Annotated in this window: 15 protein-coding genes and 1 pseudogene; 14 read left to right on the top strand and 2 right to left on the bottom strand. The window is 47.6% G+C overall.

Annotated features, from left to right (window positions below; all coding sequences use genetic code 11):
• Positions 1 to 52: 52 nt before the first annotated feature.
• From FG24_RS00080 to FG24_RS00025, 12 genes are all read left to right on the top strand, one after another.
• Complete coding sequence (locus tag FG24_RS00080) at positions 53 to 829, top strand: type II secretion system protein GspG (RefSeq protein WP_036299718.1); 777 nt, start codon at positions 53 to 55, stop codon at positions 827 to 829.
• Complete coding sequence (locus FG24_RS00075) at positions 814 to 1,881, top strand: prepilin-type N-terminal cleavage/methylation domain-containing protein (RefSeq protein WP_036299715.1); 1,068 nt, start codon at positions 814 to 816, stop codon at positions 1,879 to 1,881. The genes FG24_RS00080 and FG24_RS00075 overlap by 16 nt, the downstream gene beginning before the upstream one ends.
• Entirely contained in the window at positions 1,878 to 3,614 is a 1,737-nt protein-coding gene (locus tag FG24_RS00070; protein WP_036299712.1) for a hypothetical protein, read from the top strand. The genes FG24_RS00075 and FG24_RS00070 overlap by 4 nt, the downstream gene beginning before the upstream one ends.
• Positions 3,615 to 3,662: 48 nt before the next feature.
• Positions 3,663 to 4,397, top strand: coding sequence for a hypothetical protein (locus FG24_RS00065; RefSeq protein WP_036299709.1), 735 nt, complete (start codon positions 3,663 to 3,665; stop codon positions 4,395 to 4,397).
• An 8-nt stretch (positions 4,398 to 4,405) separates the two neighbouring features.
• On the top strand, positions 4,406 to 6,046 hold the full coding sequence (locus FG24_RS00060; RefSeq protein WP_036299706.1) for a GspE/PulE family protein: 1,641 nt from the start codon (positions 4,406 to 4,408) through the stop codon (positions 6,044 to 6,046).
• Positions 6,047 to 6,048: 2 nt separating this feature from the next.
• A complete protein-coding gene (locus FG24_RS00055) occupies positions 6,049 to 7,281 on the top strand; it encodes a type II secretion system F family protein (protein ID WP_036299703.1) in 1,233 nt (410 codons plus the stop codon).
• A 7-nt stretch (positions 7,282 to 7,288) separates the two neighbouring features.
• A complete protein-coding gene (locus tag FG24_RS12355) occupies positions 7,289 to 7,777 on the top strand; it encodes a hypothetical protein (RefSeq protein ID WP_051901371.1) in 489 nt (162 codons plus the stop codon).
• The gene (locus tag FG24_RS00045) at positions 7,774 to 9,675 is read left to right on the top strand and encodes a type II secretion system protein GspD (RefSeq protein ID WP_036299701.1); all 1,902 of its coding nucleotides are present in this window, start codon (positions 7,774 to 7,776) and stop codon (positions 9,673 to 9,675) included. The genes FG24_RS12355 and FG24_RS00045 overlap by 4 nt, the downstream gene beginning before the upstream one ends.
• Entirely contained in the window at positions 9,675 to 10,379 is a 705-nt protein-coding gene (locus FG24_RS00040; protein ID WP_036299698.1) for a hypothetical protein, read from the top strand. Before FG24_RS00045 ends, FG24_RS00040 begins: the two co-directional genes overlap by 1 nt.
• A 219-nt stretch (positions 10,380 to 10,598) precedes the next feature.
• Positions 10,599 to 12,752 carry a type I secretion system permease/ATPase gene (locus FG24_RS00035; RefSeq protein ID WP_036299695.1) on the top strand — a complete coding sequence of 718 codons (2,154 nt, stop codon included), beginning with the start codon at positions 10,599 to 10,601 and terminating at the stop codon, positions 12,750 to 12,752.
• Positions 12,749 to 14,161, top strand: a complete 1,413-nt coding sequence (locus tag FG24_RS00030; protein ID WP_036299692.1) for an HlyD family type I secretion periplasmic adaptor subunit — start codon at positions 12,749 to 12,751, stop codon at positions 14,159 to 14,161. The genes FG24_RS00035 and FG24_RS00030 overlap by 4 nt, the downstream gene beginning before the upstream one ends.
• Complete coding sequence (locus tag FG24_RS00025) at positions 14,162 to 14,794, top strand: response regulator transcription factor (RefSeq protein ID WP_036299689.1); 633 nt, start codon at positions 14,162 to 14,164, stop codon at positions 14,792 to 14,794.
• Positions 14,795 to 14,870: 76 nt separating this feature from the next.
• Here FG24_RS00025 and FG24_RS00020 read toward each other — a convergent pair whose 3' ends face one another.
• Together FG24_RS00020 and FG24_RS00015 are read right to left on the bottom strand one after the other, a co-directional pair.
• On the bottom strand, positions 14,871 to 16,787 hold the full coding sequence (locus FG24_RS00020; protein WP_036299686.1) for a bifunctional diguanylate cyclase/phosphodiesterase: 1,917 nt from the start codon (positions 16,785 to 16,787) through the stop codon (positions 14,871 to 14,873).
• A gap of 20 nt (positions 16,788 to 16,807) precedes the next feature.
• Positions 16,808 to 17,509, bottom strand: coding sequence for a transglutaminase-like cysteine peptidase (locus FG24_RS00015; protein WP_051901370.1), 702 nt, complete (start codon positions 17,507 to 17,509; stop codon positions 16,808 to 16,810).
• 220 nt (positions 17,510 to 17,729) lie between these two features.
• Between FG24_RS00015 and FG24_RS12350 the strand changes: the two genes are divergently transcribed.
• Positions 17,730 to 24,878, top strand: coding sequence for a retention module-containing protein (locus FG24_RS12350; protein ID WP_051901369.1), 7,149 nt, complete (start codon positions 17,730 to 17,732; stop codon positions 24,876 to 24,878).
• Positions 24,802 to 25,360, top strand: a pseudogene (locus tag FG24_RS12345) (hypothetical protein); the annotation flags it as partial. The gene FG24_RS12350 and the pseudogene FG24_RS12345, both read left to right, overlap by 77 nt.

Below are 25,360 nucleotides of genomic sequence, written 5' to 3'. Positions count from 1 at the left end.
GGTTCTATGAGCCCTGCCTTTTTGCGTATTTATTATTAGGCCTAATAATTAAATGATGTCAGTGACGTTTCAGAAAAAACACATGATGGTAGTAGCGGCTTCTTTATGCGATTTGCATAAGGTTGTATGTGCTTTTTTTGAGTTGTTATGTCAGTTTGTTAAAGTCATTGCTGATGGTTTAAATCCGAAACACCTTCAATGTCGTCATGCTTTTCAACGCAATGCTGGTTTTACTCTATTAGAGTTACTCGTGGTGGTGGCGTTAATGTCGGTGGTGGCTGTTGCTGCGGTGATGTCATTAGAAGACGTAGATGATACTGCTGCTATTCAAGTAGCGCGTAGTGAAATGGTGGAAATCAGCAAGGCATTAAAGCTGTTTAAACATCATGTTGGACATTTCCCCGATGCTGCCAATGAGATTAAATATATTGGTACGCCTGACCCAGATGAAGATAAGCAGCAAGTTGTGGATATGAACTATGAGGCGGCGAAGTTAAATTTATTAAGAACTTGCCAAGCAACGGACATTAGTAAAGTGACGCTCGCTGAGCCTACTTATGATGTGGGTTGTAAAGATTGGAGTATAGACACTGCTCGTGGTTGGTATGGGCCATATCTATCACGTGATGGTAATACGGTGTTTGTGAACGACCCTTGGGGTAACCCCTATGTGTTGAGAGGCTTTGGTAGTGATATCCGCATCATTAGTTTTGGTGCAGATGGCGCTTATGGCGGAGACCATGCGGTTGTTGACCCTGTAGACATTTGTAAAGCGAACGATGCTTCGGCTTTAGGCAAGGATGATTTGGTGCTATGTCTACTCATGTAAATCAAATGTCATCAATGGGTGACGCTGGATTGCTTTCTCACACTAGAGCCCTGATTGTTGCTAAGTTTAATCAATCTAGGTGTTTGAATAAGCAAAAGCCTTTTGTCGGTGGTTTTTCACTGCTAGAACTTTTGGTGGTGGTCTCTCTGCTTGGCATGTTGGCACTTGCTACAACGGTGATGGTAGATAACACTGATGACCAACAGCGCTTTGAGTTAACGCGCACACGTTTGCAGCAAATAAGAACGGCGATTATTGGTGATACATCACGCACATTCAATGGTGAGCCTGTGTTAAGCGGATTTGCCATAGATATGGGGCGCTTACCAACCAATATTAACGAGTTGGTTGAACTGCCCGCTGGTGCTAATGTTTGGCAGGGTTTCCCTATCGCCACCTCTTCAGCATCGGCAGTTGGTGAAGTATATGCTGGGTGGCGTGGCCCTTACCTTGATGTGATGCCAAGTGCTGGTGCATCCGCTGTGCGTGCTTTTCGTGATGGATGGGCTAATGACGATGGCACAGATAATTTTGGTTGGGCTGTCGCTATCAGTGGTACATCACCAAACCATAGTGCGCTTAGTATTAAAAGTTATGGATCAGATGGTCCTACCGGGACAGGTACTAGTGTGTATGAGGAAGATTATCCAGCTTCTGGAAATTTAGTAGAGCCTAGAGACTGGCAAGTTGATTTTTCTGCGATAGATCCTGCTTTTAGAGTCACGATTAACGGACTGCTCAACCAAAATTTTCCTAACTTGCGTTTATATGTTTTCTTTATGAAAAGCAACGCGGCCTCTAGTTACGCTGATGCGTTTGTGAGTAATGCAATGACTGCTGTTTCAGGCGTGCCTGCACAAGTGTTTGATGTGGCCCATGAGAGCGGTACCAGCGTACTGCCTATCGGTAAGTTGGCCGCCGTTCTTGTGTGTGAAGATGGCCATATTTTCGATGGTAACTGTGATAGTGATGTTGATATTTCACCGTTCTATTTTCCTTTGTTACCACGTGCGTTTGCACCGCCAATTAATATTCAATGGAATATCCAATGAGTTTGAAAAGTATTGCTCAATTACTCCCTTTTTCTCGGCGCATATCTTCTGTTCTCGTCTGTGAGACCGATGGATTTACGTTGCGAGGGGCTATTGTCAGCCGTAGCGGTGATGGTTTGGTGGTGTCGTATTCGTCACGCTCGGAAGCGCTAGAGTTTCAAACTGCTGTTACTGAAATTGTGGCTAGTGTACAAAAGCAAGGCTGGCAAGGAAAAACAGCCATTTTACTAACACCTGGAGCACTTTCTACATTAGTAGATCTTCCTGTAGCCCCCAATAGTAAGCGGCCACCAGAACAAATGTTGGAATTGGTGCGTTGGGAGCTTGAGCCGCTGTTAATGCAGCATACGACATTATGGTCTGTTGGCAGGATTTTAGTGGGGCTAGGGTACCTCACTGAGGCACAGGCAACAGAGGTGCTTGACCGCCAGCAAGGTCGTAAAGGCGTAGAAGATGCTTCTGCATTAGATGTATATTCTTTTAAACGCTATGGCGAAATGGCGATTGAAATGGGGTACATCACGCATCGCCAAATGGAGGAATGTTTAACACGTCAGGCATGGCTACAAGGTAGCGGAGATGAGATTGCATGCGGCTGGTCAGCACAGCCGGTTGCAAAAGGACAAACTACAGATGAAGGCCAATATCCTTGGCTGGTCTGCGGTATCAATCAAGGCATGATGCAACAATGGGCTTCAGCATTTGCTGAAAGTCGCGTCATATTACAGCGTGTTTACCCATTGGTAGGTTGTGCTGCAACGGCATCTGAGTTATCAGCGAATGAATCAGGTGATCAATTATTAATAGAGGCGCATGCTGGCTTGGTTGCTGCTATTAGGGTTGTATCTGGCTCAGTTTCTGCGATTAATCTACAGCAAAGTACATTAAAAAATACGTTAGATGCTTGTTTAGAGGCTTTTCATGTATTAATACCGCCAGACGTAAAAGCTATTTGGTTAGGTAGTGCAATTGGTGAGTCTGATGGCCTTGAGATTAGCTTAACTAGTATGCTGGGCCGTCCAGTGAATCAATTAAGTTTAGTTAGCAGTGAAGTGACGCCTGGTATGTTTGGAGCCGCGCGTCACTTACTAGAGATGGAAGGCGCTGCACGTTGCTGCGGTGTTTCTGTGCTAGGCCCTACAGTGCCACTTTGGCAAAGTGTAGAAGCGCGCGCGATTGCAGCAGGATTATTGCTGTTGTTAGGGGTGGGCGCTGCAGAAACAATACTGCAATTACGACAAAATCTAGCCGAGCAAGAGCATGAGGAAATAACGGAGCAAGCGACTGTGATGGATGAGGCTGTTGGCCGTGTACAGGTGCAGATTGATGCCATCAATAAGCTAAAAGATAGCTTAAAAGCAAGAAATGAAGAGATAGATTTATTAAAAACACGCACTGATTTATTGGCTGTAGATGCACCTAAGCGGTCTGCCTTTTTGCAAGCATTGTTAATTGAACTAAGCAGTATTACGCCAGATGACATGGTGCTTGAACGCATTGAAGAAACGCCTAGAGATGGATTTAGGTTTACGGCTTGGTCATTAAGTGAAAAGTCTGCTCAACAGTTTGTAAAAAGCTTTCAGTCTGCAATGGATCCATATGGTTTAAAAGTGGTAGAGGTTAGCGTTGGCAGTCAGGTAGGTAGGCTTGGTCTGACTGGATATATTTTGAGATTAAGGTTAGATAAACAACCGGCTCCAACAGCAACTGCTATTGATGTTGGTAAGACATAGTGCGTAGTCGCTCAAAATAATTTAAGTATAAAGATACTGGTATAAATAATGAATTTACGCAACATTTCAACACGCGAACAAATCCTGATTTTTGTTGTTGCACTCGTTTTTATTGGTGGTGGTTATGGGTTGCTCCGTTATCGTCCAGCGTTAGCAGAACTTGCCAAATTGCAGGCTAGTAACTTAGAAACGGCAGAGCGCACTAAAAAAGCTGTGATTCCAGATGAACCAAATGATAACCCTGAGGAGTTAGAGGCTGATATTGCCTATGCAGATAAAACATTGGAGACTATGAATGCAAGATTTATTCAATTAGAACAGCGTTTAGCACCTGAAGAATCCCAAGAGCTAAGGCTAAGTATTTCCAATTTAGCCAATAACGTAGGCGTGAGAATCCGTGAAAATATTCCTTACGTAATCCCTAGTGCTGCGGGTGTAAAAAGCCAAGCTACACCAAAGGCCAATTTAACTAGGCGTGCACAAAAAGCAGCAAGAAAAGCCGCTGGGGGAAGGCTTGGTGGAGTAGGTGCTGATGCCGTCATGGGAACTGCGCCTTTGCCAGGAGAGTTGAGCTATCGATTGGTAAATGATTTGGATTCACCAAGACCATTTCAAAGAGTTAGTTTAGAAGGGAATTTTTATCAGCTACAACGATTTATTGACGAGCTTGGTAAGTTACCCTCAATGGTGACTGTGACACAGATGCAAGTAGAGTTATCAGCACAAACGCCGCCTGCAGGATATCCTCAGCCCCTATTAGTTACCATGATTTTAGTGCTTTGAAATTATAAATGTCGATTGCAATTGAACAACTGATTGATGCTGCTATTAGGCAGCGTCTTATTGATGCTGAAACATTGGCGCATTTGCGTACAGAGGCGCGCCGTAAGCGTGTTGACTTACTGGATGCAGTCACTGCACATTATCGGCTGCCTGTTTCTGCGCTTTATAGGGCAGTTGCTGAGCTAAGAGGTTTGCCATTTGTTGACCCAACAGGCACAACGCCACCTCCTGAGTTACTTAAAAAAATCCCCCAAGCATTGTTGAGACGTAAAGCAATCCTTCCATTATCAGAAAATGCTGAAGGTATATTGCTTGCTGTTGCTGACCCTGATGATCGAGCAACCATCGATAGCATTCAACGCTTATTAGGGCGAAACGTACGTTTGGCTGTGGCAGATCCTAATACACTTAATGCGATGATTAGCCGTAGCTTAGCTGCTACTAGTCAGGGGCAAGCAGCCACTGCAGTATCTCAGGCTGCTGAGGTAGATCTGGTTGCCTTGTTGAATGATGTTCTAAAGGAAGCATTCTTGCGACGTGCCTCAGATGTACATATCGTGCAGGAAGAGTTTGGGTTGCGCGTGCGCTTGCGTGTAGATGGCGCGCTTCAAGACTATAACTTAAACACTGATGGTAATAATACCGTGGCGAATGGCTTGATTTCGCGCATTAAAGTATTGTCCAACCTAGATATTGCCGAGCAGCGTGAGCCACAGGATGGTGGTATGTCGTATTACCTGCCTCCTCCTATAGACAGTGAGTTTAATATACGTGTCGCAACTGCACCTACGCGCTTGGGTGAGCGCGTTACCATGCGTATTTTAGGGCAAGAGGCACAGAATTTAACTTTAGAAAAATTAGGCATGTCTGCGGATGATTTGGTGATGTTTCGTCAAGCAATCCGTAAGCCTTTTGGCATGATATTACTTACAGGGCCTACAGGTAGCGGTAAGTCAACAACGCTCTTTGCAGCGCTGCAAGAAATTAACTCCCCAGACCTGAATATCATGACGGTGGAAAACCCTATCGAGTATGTGATGGAAGGGGTTTCTCAAATACAGACTGGTCCTAAGATTAGTTTTGCTGGGGCGCTACGTTCCTTGCTGCGTCATGACCCAGATGTATTGATGGTGGGCGAGATTCGAGATGAGGAAACTGCAGATGTTGCGCTAAAAGCAGCGATGACAGGTCACTTAGTATTTTCAACATTACATACCAATACTGCTGCTGGCACGGTAGCGCGTTTGATTGATATTGGTTGCGAGCCATTTTTGATTGGTTCCACCATGAATGCAGTGATTGCACAACGTTTGGTGCGGCGTTTATGCCCACATTGTAGGGTAGAGCGTGTAGCAACTGAAGAAGAGCGGCATCTACTATGCGTGACTGAGAAAAAAATCAATGTATATGAGCCAAAGGGCTGCGCATATTGTCAAGGCTCTGGTTATCGTGGACGTCTTGGTCTGTTTGAGACTTTGTGGTTTGACGAAGAATTAAGCAAACTGGTTTCACGCGATTGTACTGAAGAAGAGCTGGTGTCGTGCGCAGGAAACCGCTTGAGATCAATGTGGAACGATGGCTGTGCTAAGGTATTAACTGGTGCAACAACTTTAGCTGAAATAAAAACTGTAGCGATTAAACGAGATTAACGATGGCTACGTTCAAATATATTGCGGTGGATGCAAAAGGCAAAGAGAGTAAGGGGGCGGTTCAAGCAGTTGACTCTCGTTCTGCCGTAGCTCAATTGCGACAACAAAGTTTGTTTGTTGTAAAAATCGATGAAAATGCATCAGAAACAACATCTGCCACTGGTGGTCTTTCCAAAGAGTTAAATTTTGCCGGCTTAAGTGATTTGCGCTCTGTGCCAACGCGGGACTTGGTGTTCTTTTTTAAGCAATTATCATTTATGTTGCGCGCAGGCCTGCCTGTATTACAAGCGTTGCAACTTTCGCATACACAAGTGTCTGCCGGGCGCTTACGTAGCGTGATTGGCAGAATGATTACAGATATTGAAACAGGTAGTCAGCTATCACAGGCAATGGCTAAGCATCCCGGTGTTTTCCCACTTATTGCTGTTAATTTAATGGTGGCTGGAGAGTTTACTGGCGATATCGATGCAATCGCCGATCGTTTGGCTACGCATCTTGAAAAGCGAGTGGCACTTAAGTCACAAACCATCAATGCATTAATTTACCCTGGAGTGGTAGTGCTAGTAGCACTAGGTGTAGTGACATTCCTAGTCGTGAAAATCATCCCAACCTTTGCAAAGTTCTTAGCTGGAAAAGGTAACGCTTTGCCACCATCTACTCAGTTCTTAATTGATGCCTCAAATTTTGCATTGAAATATGGCCTACATATTATTGGGTCTTTGGTTATTTTAGTGGTGGCAATTGTTGTTGCTTACAACACCCCTAATGGGCGCTTGAAAATTGACGGGTTTTTATTGCGAATTCCAGTCATAGGTCAATTGTTAACCTGCGGGGCAGTTGCTGAATTGACTTGGTCACTTTCTATGATGCTGCGTAGTGGTTTAACAGTGTTTGATGCCCTGAAAATCAGCTCAAACGTGATTGCAAACCGCCTGATTTCTACGAAATTAAAATCTGCCTCTGAAATGATTTTAACAGGTAAAGACATGGCTTCTAGTATCCGTAATCCTGCTATTCCCGAGCTAGTCACACAGATGATCTCAATTGGTGAGCGCACCGGTACTTTAGACCATGTGTTAATGGAGTTGGGTGTGTTTTACGAGGCGCAGTTACAGGTAGGTATTAAACGTTTAAGTGCCATGATCGAACCAGCCTTAATTTTGGTTATCGGTGGGATTGTTGGTTTTGTCTATTATGCATTTTTTCAAGCAATGTTTTCACTGGCGAAAGGCTAAGCTTATTTTGAAAATTGGTAACAATCACTTATCACGATTAAGAGCATATTTTTACAGCTTATACAAACCAAGTGTTTTTGCAGCAGTGGCGGCACTTACTGCCATGAATATAACGTTTTCTTATGCCGCTACAAGTAATCATCCTGAAAATATTCAGTCAGGCGCATTACCGCAACGAGACCCATTTACGACTAGCGATTTGATGTACTCCGAGGTAGGCAACCCTCAACGCGCAGGTGGTGCGCAAGGGTTCGTACCTGGATATGGCCCACAGACCGCTCCAAAAATGCGTCTTAAAGGCTTTATGAATAGAGGTGCAAAAAAAATGGTTGCATTGTTGGAAGTAGAGGGTGCAGGTGTTTATTTAGTCAGTGAGGGTGACGAAATAGGCTTACAAACTCTTGGGCAAAATGCAGTCATTAAGGTCGTTAAAATTGACATTAATGGGGTTAGAGTACAAGCCGGCCGTGTGAACCAAGTGATTCTGGTTCGATGAGTACCTTAGAGGTGTATCAAATTTTGGAAAAAATAAGTATGAATCAAATAGTGCTACATAAAAATTTAAAAGCTGCGACGTGTAGATATTTAAGCTTGTTATTACAAGCAATGCTATTAAATATGACGTATATGTCTTATTTACATGCGGCGGATGATGAAAGCTTAGCCTTAACTGCCACTGAGCGGGTGGTTCAGTCCAATCCATCTGAAGTTAACTCAACGGTTCAATCTAATAAAAAGATCTCGCCACCTAAAAAGATAGCTTCTTCTGGAGAGGAGGCTATTATCAGTAAGCTTGAATTTAAACAAGCTAACATTGTGGATGTAGTCCGTGCGCTTGCAGATATGTCTGGTTTGAATATCGTAGCAACTGAAGATGCTGCGAAAAAAAATGTAACGGTTTTTTTACAAAACATTACAGTGAAAAATGCGCTTGATACGATAGCTAAAAACAGTGGTCTTTGGTACAGGCAAGACAAGACAAGTGAAACTTATCGTGTTATGAGTACCGAAGAATATCAGCGTGATATGGTTGTGTATCGTGAGGACACAACAAAGATTTTTAACTTATTACATCCTAACCCAACCGAAGTGGCAACTGTTATTAGAGATGTTTATGGTTCGCGTGTGATTGTTTCTCAGTTATGTGATTCTGGAGCAGTTAGAAAGCTGGGAGGCATAGCTAATGCTGCCAACAATACTACTGGATCAGTTCGTACTACAAGTAGCAATAGAGCATCTGCTAATCAAAACAATAGACAGCAAAATGCGAACAATCGTAACAATATTTTGGGGATTAATGGACAATCAGAAAATCTCGTTAATGAAAAAATGTCTGCTGATCAACTTCAACAGCTTGATGAGATTGTCGTTACATCTAATGGAAACACAATTGCGGCTGAGCGTTTAAGTAAAATATCTAGTAGTGAGCCCTCAATTTATTTAAGTGTAAATTGTGAACATAACCTGATTATCTTACGTACTAGTGATAATGCTGCGATTAAAGACATAGAACATCTAATTAAAGAAATGGATAGACCTGTACCCCAAGTATTATTAGAAATGAAAATACTAGAATTAACAATGGGGGATAGTTTTGAGCAGTTGTTCGATTTAAATTATCAGGCTGGTACTACTACAAAAGGACCTGGTGTTTTTTCAACAGCAATCCCAACTTTGCCGATAGGTACTTTAAGCAATCAAAATAATCTAACATTAGGTGCGGGTTCTCTTGTATATCAATTTTTAAGCGACAGAATCAGTGCAAAAATTCAATTGCTAGAAACAAAGAATAAAGTAAAAACAATTAGTTCTCCTGTTCTCTTGGCTTCAAACAACCGTAAATCAGAGTTGTTTGTCGGTACGCAAAACTTGATCACGACTGGTTTTAATCCAGGCACCGTGGTAACACCAGCTAATGGTTCACCAGTTACGGTTGCACCTACTCCAATTACTGAACTACAAGATGTAGGGCCTAAGTTAACCATTACGCCAAAGATCAACGCAGATAAAACAGTAACAATTGAAATTGATCAAGCCGTGACAAGTATCATTCGTGATTTATCTCAGGTTCTAGTACCCGATGCGACTGGTAACCTTACACAGCAATTTGTTGATGGCCTAAATGTGGCGACGATTAACGGTATTGTGACGGCTAAAGACGGGCTTACTGTTGCGATTGGTGGATTGATTAAGAACAGTGATAGTAAGGTTGATACAAGAGTCCCTGTATTTAGCAGTATTCCTTTATTAGGTGAGCTATTTAAAGGTAAAAAAGATGTGAGTAGCCGTACGGAAATGGTGCTACTGATTACACCACACATTATTAGTACTGCTTCTGAATCTGATGATATTACCAGAGATGTCATGGAGCCAATGACCGAGCAAGAGTGGTAATGATGTACTTACAAACTAAATTTGAAAGACAAAATATGAAATTAACTGGTTTGTTTTTGATGGTTTTATCAGGTTGCTTAACAGCTTGTGTCACTAATATCCCACAAGCAAAAAATTTTGAATCTACAGCGCAAAGAAAAGCAATGGCGGCGCAACATTGGGGCGTGATTGCTACCGATGCTGTTGAGCAGACTAGGTCAGCATTAGCTAAGCAAGTCACTTTAGCTGGCAGTCCTTTATACGTTTCTGATAATGGTAGCACTGAATTTGGTCGTGCATTTCGTCAGTACATGATAGCTGGCTTGATAGATGCTGGCTATGCTGTTTCTGCAACAAAGGAGGGGGCAATTGAAGTTGGCTATGAGGCGCAGGTGATTCGTCATGCATCATCTTTTGATCCTAAATCTTTAGGATATCAACCAGGAATGGCGACAGGTGGCGTTGCTGGGTTCTGGGTATTACGTGATGCTTTAAAATATGGCTTTAGCACTGCATTTGCTATGGGCTCTGTCGCAGTAGCAGGTGCGTATGATGGATATAAGGCAGTTAACCCAGGAGAGACTGGTGTGGAGTTATTGGTTTCCACTTCAATTATTTATAAGAATCGATATGTCATGCTTAACGCTGACGCTTACTATATAGAGAAAGATGAAGCTTGGCTGTTTGAAGGCTGTAAGGGAAAAAATCGCAGGATATGCCGTTAGTTAAGCTAATAGCGTGCATTTTGTAAAAGTAAATTTTACTTGTGACTTCTATCGTATAAATAATCTAGTAATGTCAATCATCCAAATGGCTAGGTGCGCATTTGCCTAAAAATTAATATTATTTAACATTATTTGTATTGTGGTAACCGCCTAATACTTAGTACGATACGCATATTAGTAGCATAATGTAGTTAAAGTTGATTCTAAGAAAGTAAATCGATGCGTCAGGATGATGTGAGTCAGTTCGCTAGCGAAGGTGTGGTTGATACATTACTAGAAAGTCTGCTATTAGTTTGTCGTATGCATGGCGTAGCGACCACCCGTGACGCGCTAGTTGCAGGCTTGCCGCTTCGTGATGGTAAGATGACGCCAGCCTTAGTCAAGCGCTCAGCAAGCCGTGTGCAATTAGCAGCAACCATTTTAAAAAAGTCATTGGTTAAAACAAGGCAAGAATTTTTACCAGCCATTTTGCTGCTAAAAGATGATGAAGCTTGTGTGATTACCAATGTTAATCTTGAGACTAAGCTCGTTGGTGTTATTTTCCCTGAGTTAGGTGATGCTGAAGTTTCTGTGCCATTAGAAGAGTTAATGGCTAGAAGCGCTGGTTATTTTATTGTCGCTAAACTTAAGTTTACCTTTGATCAGCGTGCACCAAGTGTTGGTAAAGTGACTGTGCGCCACTGGTTTTGGGGTTCTTTAGCAGAAAATAGCCGCATTTACCGAGATATTATGGTGGCAGCATTTGTGGTGAACATGTTTGCATTAGCCATGCCCCTATTTACAATGAATGTTTATGATCGGGTGTTACCTAATCAAGCGACAGAGACTTTGTGGGTGATGTCTCTTGGCGTTTCATTGATATTTATCGGCGATTTAGTGCTGCGTACGATGCGAGGTTACTTTCTTGATTGGGCGAGCACTAGAATCGACATTAAACTTACTGCACGTATCATGGAGCAGGTGTTAGGTATTCGTTTAGAGCAGAGACCAAACTCCGTTGGGTCTTTTGCGTCAAATCTGCGCTCGTTTGAAACGGTACGCGATTTTATTACTTCGGCAACGATTACTACTTTGATTGATATTCCATTTGGCTTGATTTTTATCGGAGTAATCGCTTGGATTGCTTGGCCGATGATTATCCCTGTGCTGTTAGGTGCAGTAGTGATTCTTATCTATTCATTTAGCGTGCAAACTAAAATGCATGATCTTTCTGAAACCATGTACCGTGCCAGCGCCATCAGAAACGCGACCTTGATTGAGAGCTTGGTTGGATTAGAGACTGTGAAAGCATTAGGTATCGAAGGGCAGATGCAACGTAAGTGGGAGCACAGTGCGCATTTTCTGACAGAGGTTTCTAGCAAGTTACGTTTGTTATCGTCATCCATTAACAATGGCGCAACAACGATGCAGCAGTTAATTGCCGTCAGTTTGGTGGTACTAGGTGTTTATTTGGTGATTAATGGTGAGTTGACCATGGGCGGTTTGATTGCTTGTACGATGCTTGCTTCACGTGCATTAGTGCCTATTGCACAAACTGCTGGTTTACTGACGCAGTATCATAATGCAGCAACGTCTCTAAACTCTCTTGATGAGATTATGCAAAGACCAGTGGAGCGTCCGGCCGATAGCACATTCCTATCCAGACCAGTTTTTAATGGAGATATTGAATTCAGAGAGGTTTCCTTTAGCTATCCAGGTGCAGAAGGTAATGCGCTCACTAAAGTGTCTTTTAAAATTAAAGCGGGTGAGCATGTTGCGATACTGGGGCGCATGGGTTCAGGCAAGTCAACTATACATAAATTGATTTTAGGGTTGTATCAGCCTACAGAAGGTGCTGTATTGATTGATGGCATTGATGCACGTCAGATTGACCCAGCTGAATTGCGCCGTAGTGTTGGCTATGTGCAGCAAGATACACAATTGTTCTATGGATCAATGCGTGACAATTTAACGATTTCTGCGCCACATGTGGATGATGCTGCTGTGATTGCCGCTGCACGTGTTGGCGGTATAGATGAGTTTGTAAACTCACATCCCAAAGGTTTTGATATGTTGATTGGTGAGCGAGGTGAAACCTTGTCTGGTGGGCAGCGACAAGGCGTTGGTGTCGCACGTGCTTTTATTAACAAACCTGCGATATTGCTATTGGATGAGCCTACCAGTGCGATGGATCATTCTGGTGAGGATGCAATTAAGACACGCTTGATTGAGAGTACCCAAAACAAGACATTACTTTTAATTTCACATCGATCATCACTTTATGCGCTAGTTAACAGGATTATCGTGATTGACTCAGGCAGAGTTGTTGCTGACGGTGCAAAAGACCAAGTGACCGATGCGTTAAGAAATGGCAAGATTGGTAAAGCGCTATGAGTGAAGACCTATTCAAAAAGCTAGAAACAATTAATCGCTTTCTTAAAAGCCAATCTTGGCTGACAAAACCTATTTACTATTTTTTAGATAAATGGACCCCTACTGAGACCAAAGAGGATTTGCCTTGGCATGAAGAGGCAGACCTAGTCATTCTCGAGCAAACACCAGTCAAAGCCAGATTGCTGTTGTACACAATTGCGGTGACGATGTTACTGTTAGTACTTTGGGCTTTTTTTGCCAAGGTTGATGAAGTTGTACGGGGTGATGGGCGTGTGATTCCATCCAAGCAGGTACAAGTGATTCAATCACTAGACGGCGGTATTGTCTCCGAGATTTTAGTGAGTGAAGGGGAGTCTGTCGCAGTGGGAGCGCCGCTGATTCGTATCGATGAGACACGTGCAATATCATCACTGAGAGAAAACCAATCACAATATTTGGCTTACTTAGCTAAGCAATACAGGCTAAGGGCTTTAGCTGAAGGTACAGGCTTTAACCCGCCGGAAGAAGTGCGTAAAGAGGTGCCTGAAACCTATGATCAAGAATACGCGCTCTACAACTCAAGCAAGGAGGAGTTGCAGTCTGCTGTTGAAATTGCGCGTGATCAGACGGTTCAGCGTGAGAAAGAGTTGCTCGAAGTACAGTTCCGCAAAGAAATTGCTGAAAAGAATTATGAGTCTGCCAAGAAAGAGCTTGCTGCCAATAAGCCGTTGTTATCCAGTGGTGCGGTGTCTGAAATTGATATCCTGAAGCTGGAGCGAGAAACGAATAAAGCTAAGGGGGATATTGATCAGGCGCGTGCTCAAATCAGCCGAATTGAAAGCTCTATTGGAGAGGCACGGCGTAAGGTTTCAGAAGTGCAACAAACGTTCCAAAGTAAGGTGCGTACTGAATTGAATGATATTACGGCTCGTTTAAATAGCGTGTCTGAGGTCAGTGTTTCGCTTAAAGATAAAGTGAACCAGTCCACACTAAAATCTCCCGTTAACGGTAAAGTGAGTCGACTTTTTTATAATACGGTAGGTGGGGTGATTCAGCCAGGTAAAGAGGTGCTGGAGGTTGTGCCGACCGATGATGCTTTAATATTAGAAACTAAAATCCAGATTAGAGATATTGCTTTTATTAGTTTGTTGCAGCCTGCAGTGGTCAAGTTAACCGCCTATGACTATACGGTGTATGGTGCATTAGATGCAACAGTAGAGAATATTGCACCAGACTCTATTGTTGATGAAAAAGGCAATGCTTATTACATTGTACGTGTGCGTACGCTTAAATCTAACCTTGGTAAAGGGTTGCCGATTATTCCTGGCATGGTGGCGCAAGTTGATATTATGACTGGCAAGAAAACCATACTTTCTTATTTATTAAAACCAGTTTTAAAAGCGAAGTCGTACGCTTTCAGTGAGAGATAGATGCAGGATATTTTTGTTAGTAATTTATCGGAACGTATTAATTCTTGGATTGAGGCTTTTCCAGATTCGGAAATCGTGACAGACATTTTAAATGTTACTGATTATCCAAACTCTGCTCAATTAGAGGCTGATGGCACAGTGTTTTGGCTGCATATTAATGAAGAAGAGCCAGCTTGGTTAAGTAACATGGTCAGCAATATTATTAAGCAGTTTGAATCCGCAAAAGTGGTTGTGCTTGCAAATGCGCCTAATCAGGCTGGTTGTTTTTCTGCATTAAGCGCAGGAGCAGTGGGGTATGCGCATGCTTACTCATCTGCGGCAATGTTAAGCGAAATTAAAACAGTCATCGGACATGGTGGTTTATGGTTAGGGCAGGAGTTACTGCAACGATTAATTGAAACATCCACTAAATTAGTTGGCAATCAGCCTGCTTACGTGGATAGCTTGCTTGCTCAGTTAACCAGCCGAGAGAGAGAAGTGGCGCTTGAGGTGGCTAAAGGGTTAAGCAATAAAGAGGTGGCTAGAGTGCTGAATATTACCGATCGTACGGTTAAAGCGCATTTGGCTGCAACTTTTGAGCGTTTAGGCGCTAAGGATAGGTTGCAATTGGCGTTGATGCTCAACACGCGCTAATTAACGCAAAGCTAGTTTACGCAAAGTCAGCGCTAGGCTAGATGGAAGTCTAGAGCACTCAACTTTGCATGTTTGGTCAGAGTGAAATGCCAGGGCCAGTCATCCCATCAATGCCAATTAGCTTCAGTGTGCTTATCTCATCATTATTTTGCACGCCCTCGGCAATTGCAATTACACCAATAGAGTGTGCAATCATGCACAAGCCTCTAAGTAGCGTTTTATTGGCTTCATTTTTATTAATGTCACGAATAACTGAAGCATCAATTTTAATGTAATCTAATCCAATATCATGTAGCTCACCTAAGCGTGAAATACGTGTACCAACGTGCTCTATTCCCACCTTGCATCCCAGCGCTTTCACGGCAATGCAAAATTGACGGAACTCTGATAAGTGATCAAAAGCACTTTGTTCTGGAACTTCAAAATAAAGTTTATCTGCCACTTGAGCCTGATTTTTAATACTACTCATTGCAACATCAATAAATGCAGGGTTGCAAATTGCGCTGGCTGATATATTAAGCCCAATGGGCATTGCGCCATTGGCGAGTGAGTTAATGGCAGTTTGTAATACGAGCTCATCTACACGGTTAATCAAGTTTAATTTGTCTGCCCATGTAATGAATTCGCCAGCGCAGAACCATTTTCCGTCGGTTGCGAGTTGCAGTCTTACCGGAGATTCATAGTGGATTAATTCACCAACTTGATTGATGACAGGGTAGCTCTCAAGCTTGATTCTGTTGTTATCTAAAGCCGAGCTTAGAAGGTTTTTCCACTCTTGTAAGTTGTGGTCCTGGTATTGATGAAGCTCTCCTGAGTTAATGACATGTAAGTTGTTACTACTTTCGGTACCGATGTCATCTAGTACATGATGCACTGAGTTAATAATGTTTTCTGCACTGTCTAATTTTGTGATGCGTGTTGATATGGTGAGGAAGTTGACCAAGATATCTTGACCCGTAATATTGCTCACTTTTTCAAAGGCGCTATTAATCGTGGTGCCAAGGCTGTAGCAGTCTGCTGGTTGGTTCGAAAATACAGAGAAATCAGCACCACTAAGTCGACTAGCAGATAGCGCTGTATTTTGGTCACATAAATGCTGCAGTGCATCACTGATGATTTTTAATAATTGGTTGGTTTCTTTGTAGCCTAATTTTTGATCGATTTCTGCAATGTTCAGTATTCTGGTAATTACCAGTACACCTTCATTAAAGTACTCTTCATGACTGATGCTTGCGTTGACTTTTTTAACAAAATAATCATGGTTCATTAAGCCTGTTACATGGTCAAAGTTATTATCGAATCTGAGTTGATCTAGCCTTGCAGACTCTTCACTGACCGTTTTCTTTACTCTATTCGACAGCGTGTTCATTGCATTTACAACAGCTTTAAACTCTTTGGTTTTAGGTACTTTGGTCATGATAAACCGGCTTTCACCAATTGCTCTGGCTTGATCTACAACTTCATCAAGTGGTTTGAGTATTTTTTTAAGCAACTGTCCAGCCAAGTAGCAACTGATAAGGCCAATCAATAATACCCATAATGCAATTTGTATGGTGGCATCCCAAAGTTTGTTATAGGCAAATGAGGTGTTGCTTTCAACCCTTAATGTGCCGAACTGTGACCAGCCTTCTTGTATTTCAGCAAGGCCCGCGTCCACTTGTAAAGGGATTGCGTTCACAAACCATTGGGGGGCGTAGGTTTTAATGTTTTTGTTAATACGCTCACTAAGTACTGTGCCATTAGTGTCAGTGAGCGCAATGTGTTGGTAGTAGCCAGAGTCAAATTGGGCCGACAATAATAAATCTAATGTGACGGGGTCTTTAGGTAGCTGAGTCATCGATAAGGCAAGTGTGACTGCGTTATCATTATTTTTCATTTGCAATTGTTTTTCTAAATATTGCTTGCCAGATAATGTGCTCAAAATAAAACTACCGCTAGAAGCTAACGCTAGAATTAAAATAATAGCTAACCATAGTTGCTTAATTAGTGACATAAATTCATCCTTACTTTCATTTATTCAATTCCATCAGCACGCATACGTGCCAACACATCGCGCCATCTTGATAGGTTTGATTGGGAGTCTGACTTTGGTTTGGTGCTGTTTCCAACCCAAAGCCCTTTATCGTTAAAGCTAAATATTGGTGATAAATCTTTTCTGCTAGATGCCGCAGATATATTGGGTACTAAGTTATCTAAAATGAGCGGCTCAGATTGTGGGGTTGCATAGTAGCTTAGTACCATATGTGCTTTGATGACTTTTCTGTTGTTTTCTGAAAGCTCTGCTCTAACGTAGGTAAGCCTTAATTTGTCGTTGGGGATGTTGGCGGCTTTCAAGAATACATATTTTGCAATGCTAAAATCTTCACAGTCTCCAGCATGTAGACCTAAAAGCTCAAGCGGTGTTGCCCAATAGTCGGATTGCCCCCACACATGACTATCATCTGCAAATGTGACTTTTTGGTTGAAAAAGTTATTAATTTGCGAGAGCTTCTCTGCGTCGGATGCATTTCTCAGTGTTGTGATGAGTTGTTGTAATTCCACGAAGTCATCGTGGGCTTCATCACCATATTTCTGCTTGGCTAGCGTGGCGAGTTTGTTAGCGTCATAGCCTTCTGCCGAAATATAGTGAAAGCATAGTGGCAAAAACATCATCATCACAACGATGCATAATCGCAACTTTTGTGTGCCTAATGTTTTATTAATGATAGCAGTCACTCATGCTCCAAAATGTAATGTCAGATTGACATTAATGCCCTGAAATATCATACCTTAACTACCATTGATTCTTGAAACTTTAAGGACGCTTGATGCTTTTTAAAGTGATTGGTGACATATTGGCCATTGGTACAATATGCTTTCGCTATTTCAAGGTGTTTAATGTTAAGTAACGCATAAAAGCTTAACCGTAAGCTCTAATATTTCTTAGGATATTAACATGGCATTAATCGGCAAAATCATCGCAATCACAGGTACTGCGACATTAATTTCAAATAACGGTAATCAGCGTGACTTGAGATTAGGTGACAACATTCAAACTGCGGATACCATTAAAACTGGTGCAGGTGTTGAGGTGGAGTTGCAGTTGGCCAACGGTCAAGTAATCCATATCGGGGCTGAGCAGTTGATCGCTTTTGCAGATGAGCTTGTTGAGGCCTTTGTGCCTGCATCTCTGGATAGTTCGGTGAATGTGGCCACGATAGATACTGTTGTTAAAGCGATTGAAGAGGGTAAAGATATTAGTGAGGTGTTGGAAGAAACTGCCGCAGGTCCTGGTGGCTCTTCTAATAGCTATGGTTTTGGGTTTGTTGATCTTCTGAGAATTAACGACGATCTTAATAATTTTAGATTTGCTTATGAATTTGGCTCTGCAACTCCTATTGATACAGCATTGTCGGGCAATAGTTTTGCAGATGTTATTAATCAGCAAGATGCTGCTGAAATAGCTACCGACAGCAGCCCAGTGGCGGTGAACGACAGCGCCAGCATCACAGAAGACGCCGCCCCGAACACGGTGAGCGGCACAGTGCTCAGCAACGACACGGTCGGTGCAGACAGCAACGCGACCCCGATCAGCGCCTACAGTGGCAACCTAACGTACGGCAGTCTGGTGTTGAACAGCGACGGCACTTACAGCTACACACTGAACAACGCCAACCCAGCGGTGAACGCGCTCAACAACGGTCAAACCTTGATCGACAGCTACACCTACACGCTGACCGATGGCGACGGCACGACAACGACAGCCGTGCTCAACATCACCATTAACGGCAACACCGATGGCGCGCCTAGCGTCAGTATCCCTGACACCAACGGCCTTGCGGCTGGCGACAGCACCTTGCCTGAGACCGCAGGCGCGACGGCAGGTAGCTTCAGTGTCAGCACCCCGGCCGGCCTCGCCAGCATTAGCGTAGGCGGCACCACCGTGACCGAAGCACAACTCGGCAATCTTGGCAGCAGCCCAGTCAGCATCAACACTGGCGAAGGCACCCTGATCCTGACTGGCTACAATGCCGGCACAGGCGTCGTCAGCTACACCTACGACCCGAACGTACAAAGCGTCAACGGCGATGTCACCGATAGCATCGCGATTAGCGTGACCGACGACCTAGGCGCCACCAGTCCGATCAATAACCTCGACATCGTGATCACCGACAGCAGCCCAGTGGCGGTGAACGACAGCGCCAGCATCACAGAAGACGCCGCCCCGAACACGGTGAGCGGCACAGTGCTCAGCAACGACACGGTCGGTGCAGACAGCAACGCGACCCCGATCAGCGCCTACAGTGGCAACCTAACGTACGGCAGTCTGGTGTTGAACAGCGACGGCACTTACAGCTACACACTGAACAACGCCAACCCAGCGGTGAACGCGCTCAACAACGGTCAAACCTTGATCGACAGCTACACCTACACGCTGACCGATGGCGACGGCACGACAACGACAGCCGTGCTCAACATCACCATTAACGGCAACACCGATGGCGCGCCTAGCGTCAGTATCCCTGACACCAACGGCCTTGCGGCTGGCGACAGCACCTTGCCTGAGACCGCAGGCGCGACGGCAGGTAGCTTCAGTGTCAGCACCCCGGCCGGCCTCGCCAGCATTAGCGTAGGCGGCACCACCGTGACCGAAGCACAACTCGGCAATCTTGGCAGCAGCCCAGTCAGCATCAACACTGGCGAAGGCACCCTGATCCTGACTGGCTACAATGCCGGCACAGGCGTCGTCAGCTACACCTACGACCCGAACGTACAAAGCGTCAACGGCGATGTCACCGATAGCATCGCGATTAGCGTGACCGACGACCTAGGCGCCACCAGTCCGATCAATAACCTCGACATCGTGATCACCGACAGCAGCCCAGTGGCGGTGAACGACAGCGCCAGCATCACAGAAGACGCCGCCCCGAACACGGTGAGCGGCACAGTGCTCAGCAACGACACGGTCGGTGCAGACAGCAACGCGACCCCGATCAGCGCCTACAGTGGCAACCTAACGTACGGCAGTCTGGTGTTGAACAGCGACGGCACTTACAGCTACACACTGAACAACGCCAACCCAGCGGTGAACGCGCTCAACAACGGTCAAACCTTGATCGACAGCTACACCTACACGCTGACCGATGGCGACGGCACGACAACGACAGCCGTGCTCAACATCACCATTAACGGCAACACCGATGGCGCGCCTAGCGTCAGTATCCCTGACACCAACGGCCTTGCGGCTGGCGACAGCACCTTGCCTGAGACCGCAGGCGCGACGGCAGGTAGCTTCAGTGTCAGCACCCCGGCCGGCCTCGCCAGCATTAGCGTAGGCGGCACCACCGTGACCGAAGCACAACTCGGCAATCTTGGCAGCAGCCCAGTCAGCATCAACACTGGCGAAGGCACCCTGATCCTGACTGGCTACAATGCCGGCACAGGCGTCGTCAGCTACACCTACGACCCGAACGTACAAAGCGTCAACGGCGATGTCACCGATAGCATCGCGATTAGCGTGACCGACGACCTAGGCGCCACCAGTCCGATCAATAACCTCGACATCGTGATCACCGACAGCAGCCCAGTGGCGGTGAACGACAGCGCCAGCATCACAGAAGACGCCGCCCCGAACACGGTGAGCGGCACAGTGCTCAGCAACGACACGGTCGGTGCAGACAGCAACGCGACCCCGATCAGCGCCTACAGTGGCAACCTAACGTACGGCAGTCTGGTGTTGAACAGCGACGGCACTTACAGCTACACACTGAACAACGCCAACCCAGCGGTGAACGCGCTCAACAACGGTCAAACCTTGATCGACAGCTACACCTACACGCTGACCGATGGCGACGGCACGACAACGACAGCCGTGCTCAACATCACCATTAACGGCAACACCGATGGCGCGCCTAGCGTCAGTATCCCTGACACCAACGGCCTTGCGGCTGGCGACAGCACCTTGCCTGAGACCGCAGGCGCGACGGCAGGTAGCTTCAGTGTCAGCACCCCGGCCGGCCTCGCCAGCATTAGCGTAGGCGGCACCACCGTGACCGAAGCACAACTCGGCAATCTTGGCAGCAGCCCAGTCAGCATCAACACTGGCGAAGGCACCCTGATCCTGACTGGCTACAATGCCGGCACAGGCGTCGTCAGCTACACCTACGACCCGAACGTACAAAGCGTCAACGGCGATGTCACCGATAGCATCGCGATTAGCGTGACCGACGACCTAGGCGCCACCAGTCCGATCAATAACCTCGACATCGTGATCACCGACAGCAGCCCAGTGGCGGTGAACGACAGCGCCAGCATCACAGAAGACGCCGCCCCGAACACGGTGAGCGGCACAGTGCTCAGCAACGACACGGTCGGTGCAGACAGCAACGCGACCCCGATCAGCGCCTACAGTGGCAACCTAACGTACGGCAGTCTGGTGTTGAACAGCGACGGCACTTACAGCTACACACTGAACAACGCCAACCCAGCGGTGAACGCGCTCAACAACGGTCAAACCTTGATCGACAGCTACACCTACACGCTGACCGATGGCGACGGCACGACAACGACAGCCGTGCTCAACATCACCATTAACGGCAACACCGATGGCGCGCCTAGCGTCAGTATCCCTGACACCAACGGCCTTGCGGCTGGCGACAGCACCTTGCCTGAGACCGCAGGCGCGACGGCAGGTAGCTTCAGTGTCAGCACCCCGGCCGGCCTCGCCAGCATTAGCGTAGGCGGCACCACCGTGACCGAAGCACAACTCGGCAATCTTGGCAGCAGCCCAGTCAGCATCAACACTGGCGAAGGCACCCTGATCCTGACTGGCTACAATGCCGGCACAGGCGTCGTCAGCTACACCTACGACCCGAACGTACAAAGCGTCAACGGCGATGTCACCGATAGCATCGCGATTAGCGTGACCGACGACCTAGGCGCCACCAGTCCGATCAATAACCTCGACATCGTGATCACCGACAGCAGCCCAGTGGCGGTGAACGACAGCGCCAGCATCACAGAAGACGCCGCCCCGAACACGGTGAGCGGCACAGTGCTCAGCAACGACACGGTCGGTGCAGACAGCAACGCGACCCCGATCAGCGCCTACAGTGGCAACCTAACGTACGGCAGTCTGGTGTTGAACAGCGACGGCACTTACAGCTACACACTGAACAACGCCAACCCAGCGGTGAACGCGCTCAACAACGGTCAAACCTTGATCGACAGCTACACCTACACGCTGACCGATGGCGACGGCACGACAACGACAGCCGTGCTCAACATCACCATTAACGGCAACACCGATGGCGCGCCTAGCGTCAGTATCCCTGACACCAACGGCCTTGCGGCTGGCGACAGCACCTTGCCTGAGACCGCAGGCGCGACGGCAGGTAGCTTCAGTGTCAGCACCCCGGCCGGCCTCGCCAGCATTAGCGTAGGCGGCACCACCGTGACCGAAGCACAACTCGGCAATCTTGGCAGCAGCCCAGTCAGCATCAACACTGGCGAAGGCACCCTGATCCTGACTGGCTACAATGCCGGCACAGGCGTCGTCAGCTACACCTACGACCCGAACGTACAAAGCGTCAACGGCGATGTCACCGATAGCATCGCGATTAGCGTGACCGACGACCTAGGCGCCACCAGTCCGATCAATAACCTCGACATCGTGATCACCGACAGCAGCCCAGTGGCGGTGAACGACAGCGCCAGCATCACAGAAGACGCCGCCCCGAACACGGTGAGCGGCACAGTGCTCAGCAACGACACGGTCGGTGCAGACAGCAACGCGACCCCGATCAGCGCCTACAGTGGCAACCTAACGTACGGCAGTCTGGTGTTGAACAGCGACGGCACTTACAGCTACACACTGAACAACGCCAACCCAGCGGTGAACGCGCTCAACAACGGTCAAACCTTGATCGACAGCTACACCTACACGCTGACCGATGGCGACGGCACGACAACGACAGCCGTGCTCAACATCACCATTAACGGCAACACCGATGGCGCGCCTAGCGTCAGTATCCCTGACACCAACGGCCTTGCGGCTGGCGACAGCACCTTGCCTGAGACCGCAGGCGCGACGGCAGGTAGCTTCAGTGTCAGCACCCCGGCCGGCCTCGCCAGCATTAGCGTAGGCGGCACCACCGTGACCGAAGCACAACTCGGCAATCTTGGCAGCAGCCCAGTCAGCATCAACACTGGCGAAGGCACCCTGATCCTGACTGGCTACAATGCCGGCACAGGCGTCGTCAGCTACACCTACGACCCGAACGTACAAAGCGTCAACGGCGATGTCACCGATAGCATCGCGATTAGCGTGACCGACGACCTAGGCGCCACCAGTCCGATCAATAACCTCGACATCGTGATCACCGACAGCAGCCCAGTGGCGGTGAACGACAGCGCCAGCATCACAGAAGACGCCGCCCCGAACACGGTGAGCGGCACAGTGCTCAGCAACGACACGGTCGGTGCAGACAGCAACGCGACCCCGATCAGCGCCTACAGTGGCAACCTAACGTACGGCAGTCTGGTGTTGAACAGCGACGGCACTTACAGCTACACACTGAACAACGCCAACCCAGCGGTGAACGCGCTCAACAACGGTCAAACCTTGATCGACAGCTACACCTACACGCTGACCGATGGCGACGGCACGACAACGACAGCCGTGCTCAACATCACCATTAACGGCAACACCGATGGCGCGCCTAGCGTCAGTATCCCTGACACCAACGGCCTTGCGGCTGGCGACAGCACCTTGCCTGAGACCGCAGGCGCGACGGCAGGTAGCTTCAGTGTCAGCACCCCGGCCGGCCTCGCCAGCATTAGCGTAGGCGGCACCACCGTGACCGAAGCACAACTCGGCAATCTTGGCAGCAGCCCAGTCAGCATCAACACTGGCGAAGGCACCCTGATCCTGACTGGCTACAATGCCGGCACAGGCGTCGTCAGCTACACCTACGACCCGAACGTACAAAGCGTCAACGGCGATGTCACCGATAGCATCGCGATTAGCGTGACCGACGACCTAGGCGCCACCAGTCCGATCAATAACCTCGACATCGTGATCACCGACAGCAGCCCAGTGGCGGTGAACGACAGCGCCAGCATCACAGAAGACGCCGCCCCGAACACGGTGAGCGGCACAGTGCTCAGCAACGACACGGTCGGTGCAGACAGCAACGCGACCCCGATCAGCGCCTACAGTGGCAACCTAACGTACGGCAGTCTGGTGTTGAACAGCGACGGCACTTACAGCTACACACTGAACAACGCCAACCCAGCGGTGAACGCGCTCAACAACGGTCAAACCTTGATCGACAGCTACACCTACACGCTGACCGATGGCGACGGCACGACAACGACAGCCGTGCTCAACATCACCATTAACGGCAACACCGATGGCGCGCCTAGCGTCAGTATCCCTGACACCAACGGCCTTGCGGCTGGCGACAGCACCTTGCCTGAGACCGCAGGCGCGACGGCAGGTAGCTTCAGTGTCAGCACCCCGGCCGGCCTCGCCAGCATTAGCGTAGGCGGCACCACCGTGACCGAAGCACAACTCGGCAATCTTGGCAGCAGCCCAGTCAGCATCAACACTGGCGAAGGCACCCTGATCCTGACTGGCTACAATGCCGGCACAGGCGTCGTCAGCTACACCTACGACCCGAACGTACAAAGCGTCAACGGCGATGTCACCGATAGCATCGCGATTAGCGTGACCGACGACCTAGGCGCCACCAGTCCGATCAATAACCTCGACATCGTGATCACCGACAGCAGCCCAGTGGCGGTGAACGACAGCGCCAGCATCACAGAAGACGCCGCCCCGAACACGGTGAGCGGCACAGTGCTCAGCAACGACACGGTCGGTGCAGACAGCAACGCGACCCCGATCAGCGCCTACAGTGGCAACCTAACGTACGGCAGTCTGGTGTTGAACAGCGACGGCACTTACAGCTACACACTGAACAACGCCAACCCAGCGGTGAACGCGCTCAACAAACGGTCAAACCTTGATCGACAGCTACACCTACACGCTGACCGATGGCGACGGCACGACAACGACAGCCGTGCTCAACATCACCATTAACGGCAACACCGATGGCGCGCCTAGCGTCAGTATCCCTGACACCAACGGCCTTGCGGCTGGCGACAGCACCTTGCCTGAGACCGCAGGCGCGACGGCAGGTAGCTTCAGTGTCAGCACCCCGGCCGGCCTCGCCAGCATTAGCGTAGGCGGCACCACCGTGACCGAAGCACAACTCGGCAATCTTGGCAGCAGCCCAGTCAGCATCAACACTGGCGAAGGCACCTTGATCCTGACTGGCTACAATGCCGGCACAGGCGTCGTCAGCTACACCTACGACCCGAACGTACAAAGCGTCAACGGCGATGTCACCGATAGCATCGCGATTAGCGTGACCGACGACCTAGGCGCCACCAGTCCGATCAATAACCTCGACATCGTGATCACCGACAGCAGCCCAGTGGCGGTGAACGACAGCGCCAGCATCACAGAAGACGCCGCCCCGAACACGGTGAGCGGCACAGTGCTCAGCAACGACACGGTCG

Origin of the sequence: Methylotenera sp. L2L1 (genome assembly GCF_000744605.1) — a bacterium.
GTDB lineage: Bacteria > Pseudomonadota > Gammaproteobacteria > Burkholderiales > Methylophilaceae > Methylotenera.
Note: the sequence above shows the minus strand (reverse complement) of the source record. Positions and strands in the feature narration are given on the sequence as shown.

Coding starts and splice junctions, on each gene's coding strand:
- FG24_RS00080 (WP_036299718.1), top strand. CDS start 53: ATGATGTCAGTGACGTTTCAGAAAAAACACATGATGGTAGTAGCGGCT.
- FG24_RS00075 (WP_036299715.1), top strand. CDS start 814: ATGTCTACTCATGTAAATCAAATGTCATCAATGGGTGACGCTGGATTG.
- FG24_RS00070 (WP_036299712.1), top strand. CDS start 1,878: ATGAGTTTGAAAAGTATTGCTCAATTACTCCCTTTTTCTCGGCGCATA.
- FG24_RS00065 (WP_036299709.1), top strand. CDS start 3,663: ATGAATTTACGCAACATTTCAACACGCGAACAAATCCTGATTTTTGTT.
- FG24_RS00060 (WP_036299706.1), top strand. CDS start 4,406: ATGTCGATTGCAATTGAACAACTGATTGATGCTGCTATTAGGCAGCGT.
- FG24_RS00055 (WP_036299703.1), top strand. CDS start 6,049: ATGGCTACGTTCAAATATATTGCGGTGGATGCAAAAGGCAAAGAGAGT.
- FG24_RS00045 (WP_036299701.1), top strand. CDS start 7,774: ATGAGTACCTTAGAGGTGTATCAAATTTTGGAAAAAATAAGTATGAAT.
- FG24_RS00040 (WP_036299698.1), top strand. CDS start 9,675: ATGATGTACTTACAAACTAAATTTGAAAGACAAAATATGAAATTAACT.
- FG24_RS00035 (WP_036299695.1), top strand. CDS start 10,599: ATGCGTCAGGATGATGTGAGTCAGTTCGCTAGCGAAGGTGTGGTTGAT.
- FG24_RS00030 (WP_036299692.1), top strand. CDS start 12,749: ATGAGTGAAGACCTATTCAAAAAGCTAGAAACAATTAATCGCTTTCTT.
- FG24_RS00025 (WP_036299689.1), top strand. CDS start 14,162: ATGCAGGATATTTTTGTTAGTAATTTATCGGAACGTATTAATTCTTGG.
- FG24_RS00020 (WP_036299686.1), bottom strand. CDS start 16,787: ATGTCACTAATTAAGCAACTATGGTTAGCTATTATTTTAATTCTAGCG.
- FG24_RS12350 (WP_051901369.1), top strand. CDS start 17,730: ATGGCATTAATCGGCAAAATCATCGCAATCACAGGTACTGCGACATTA.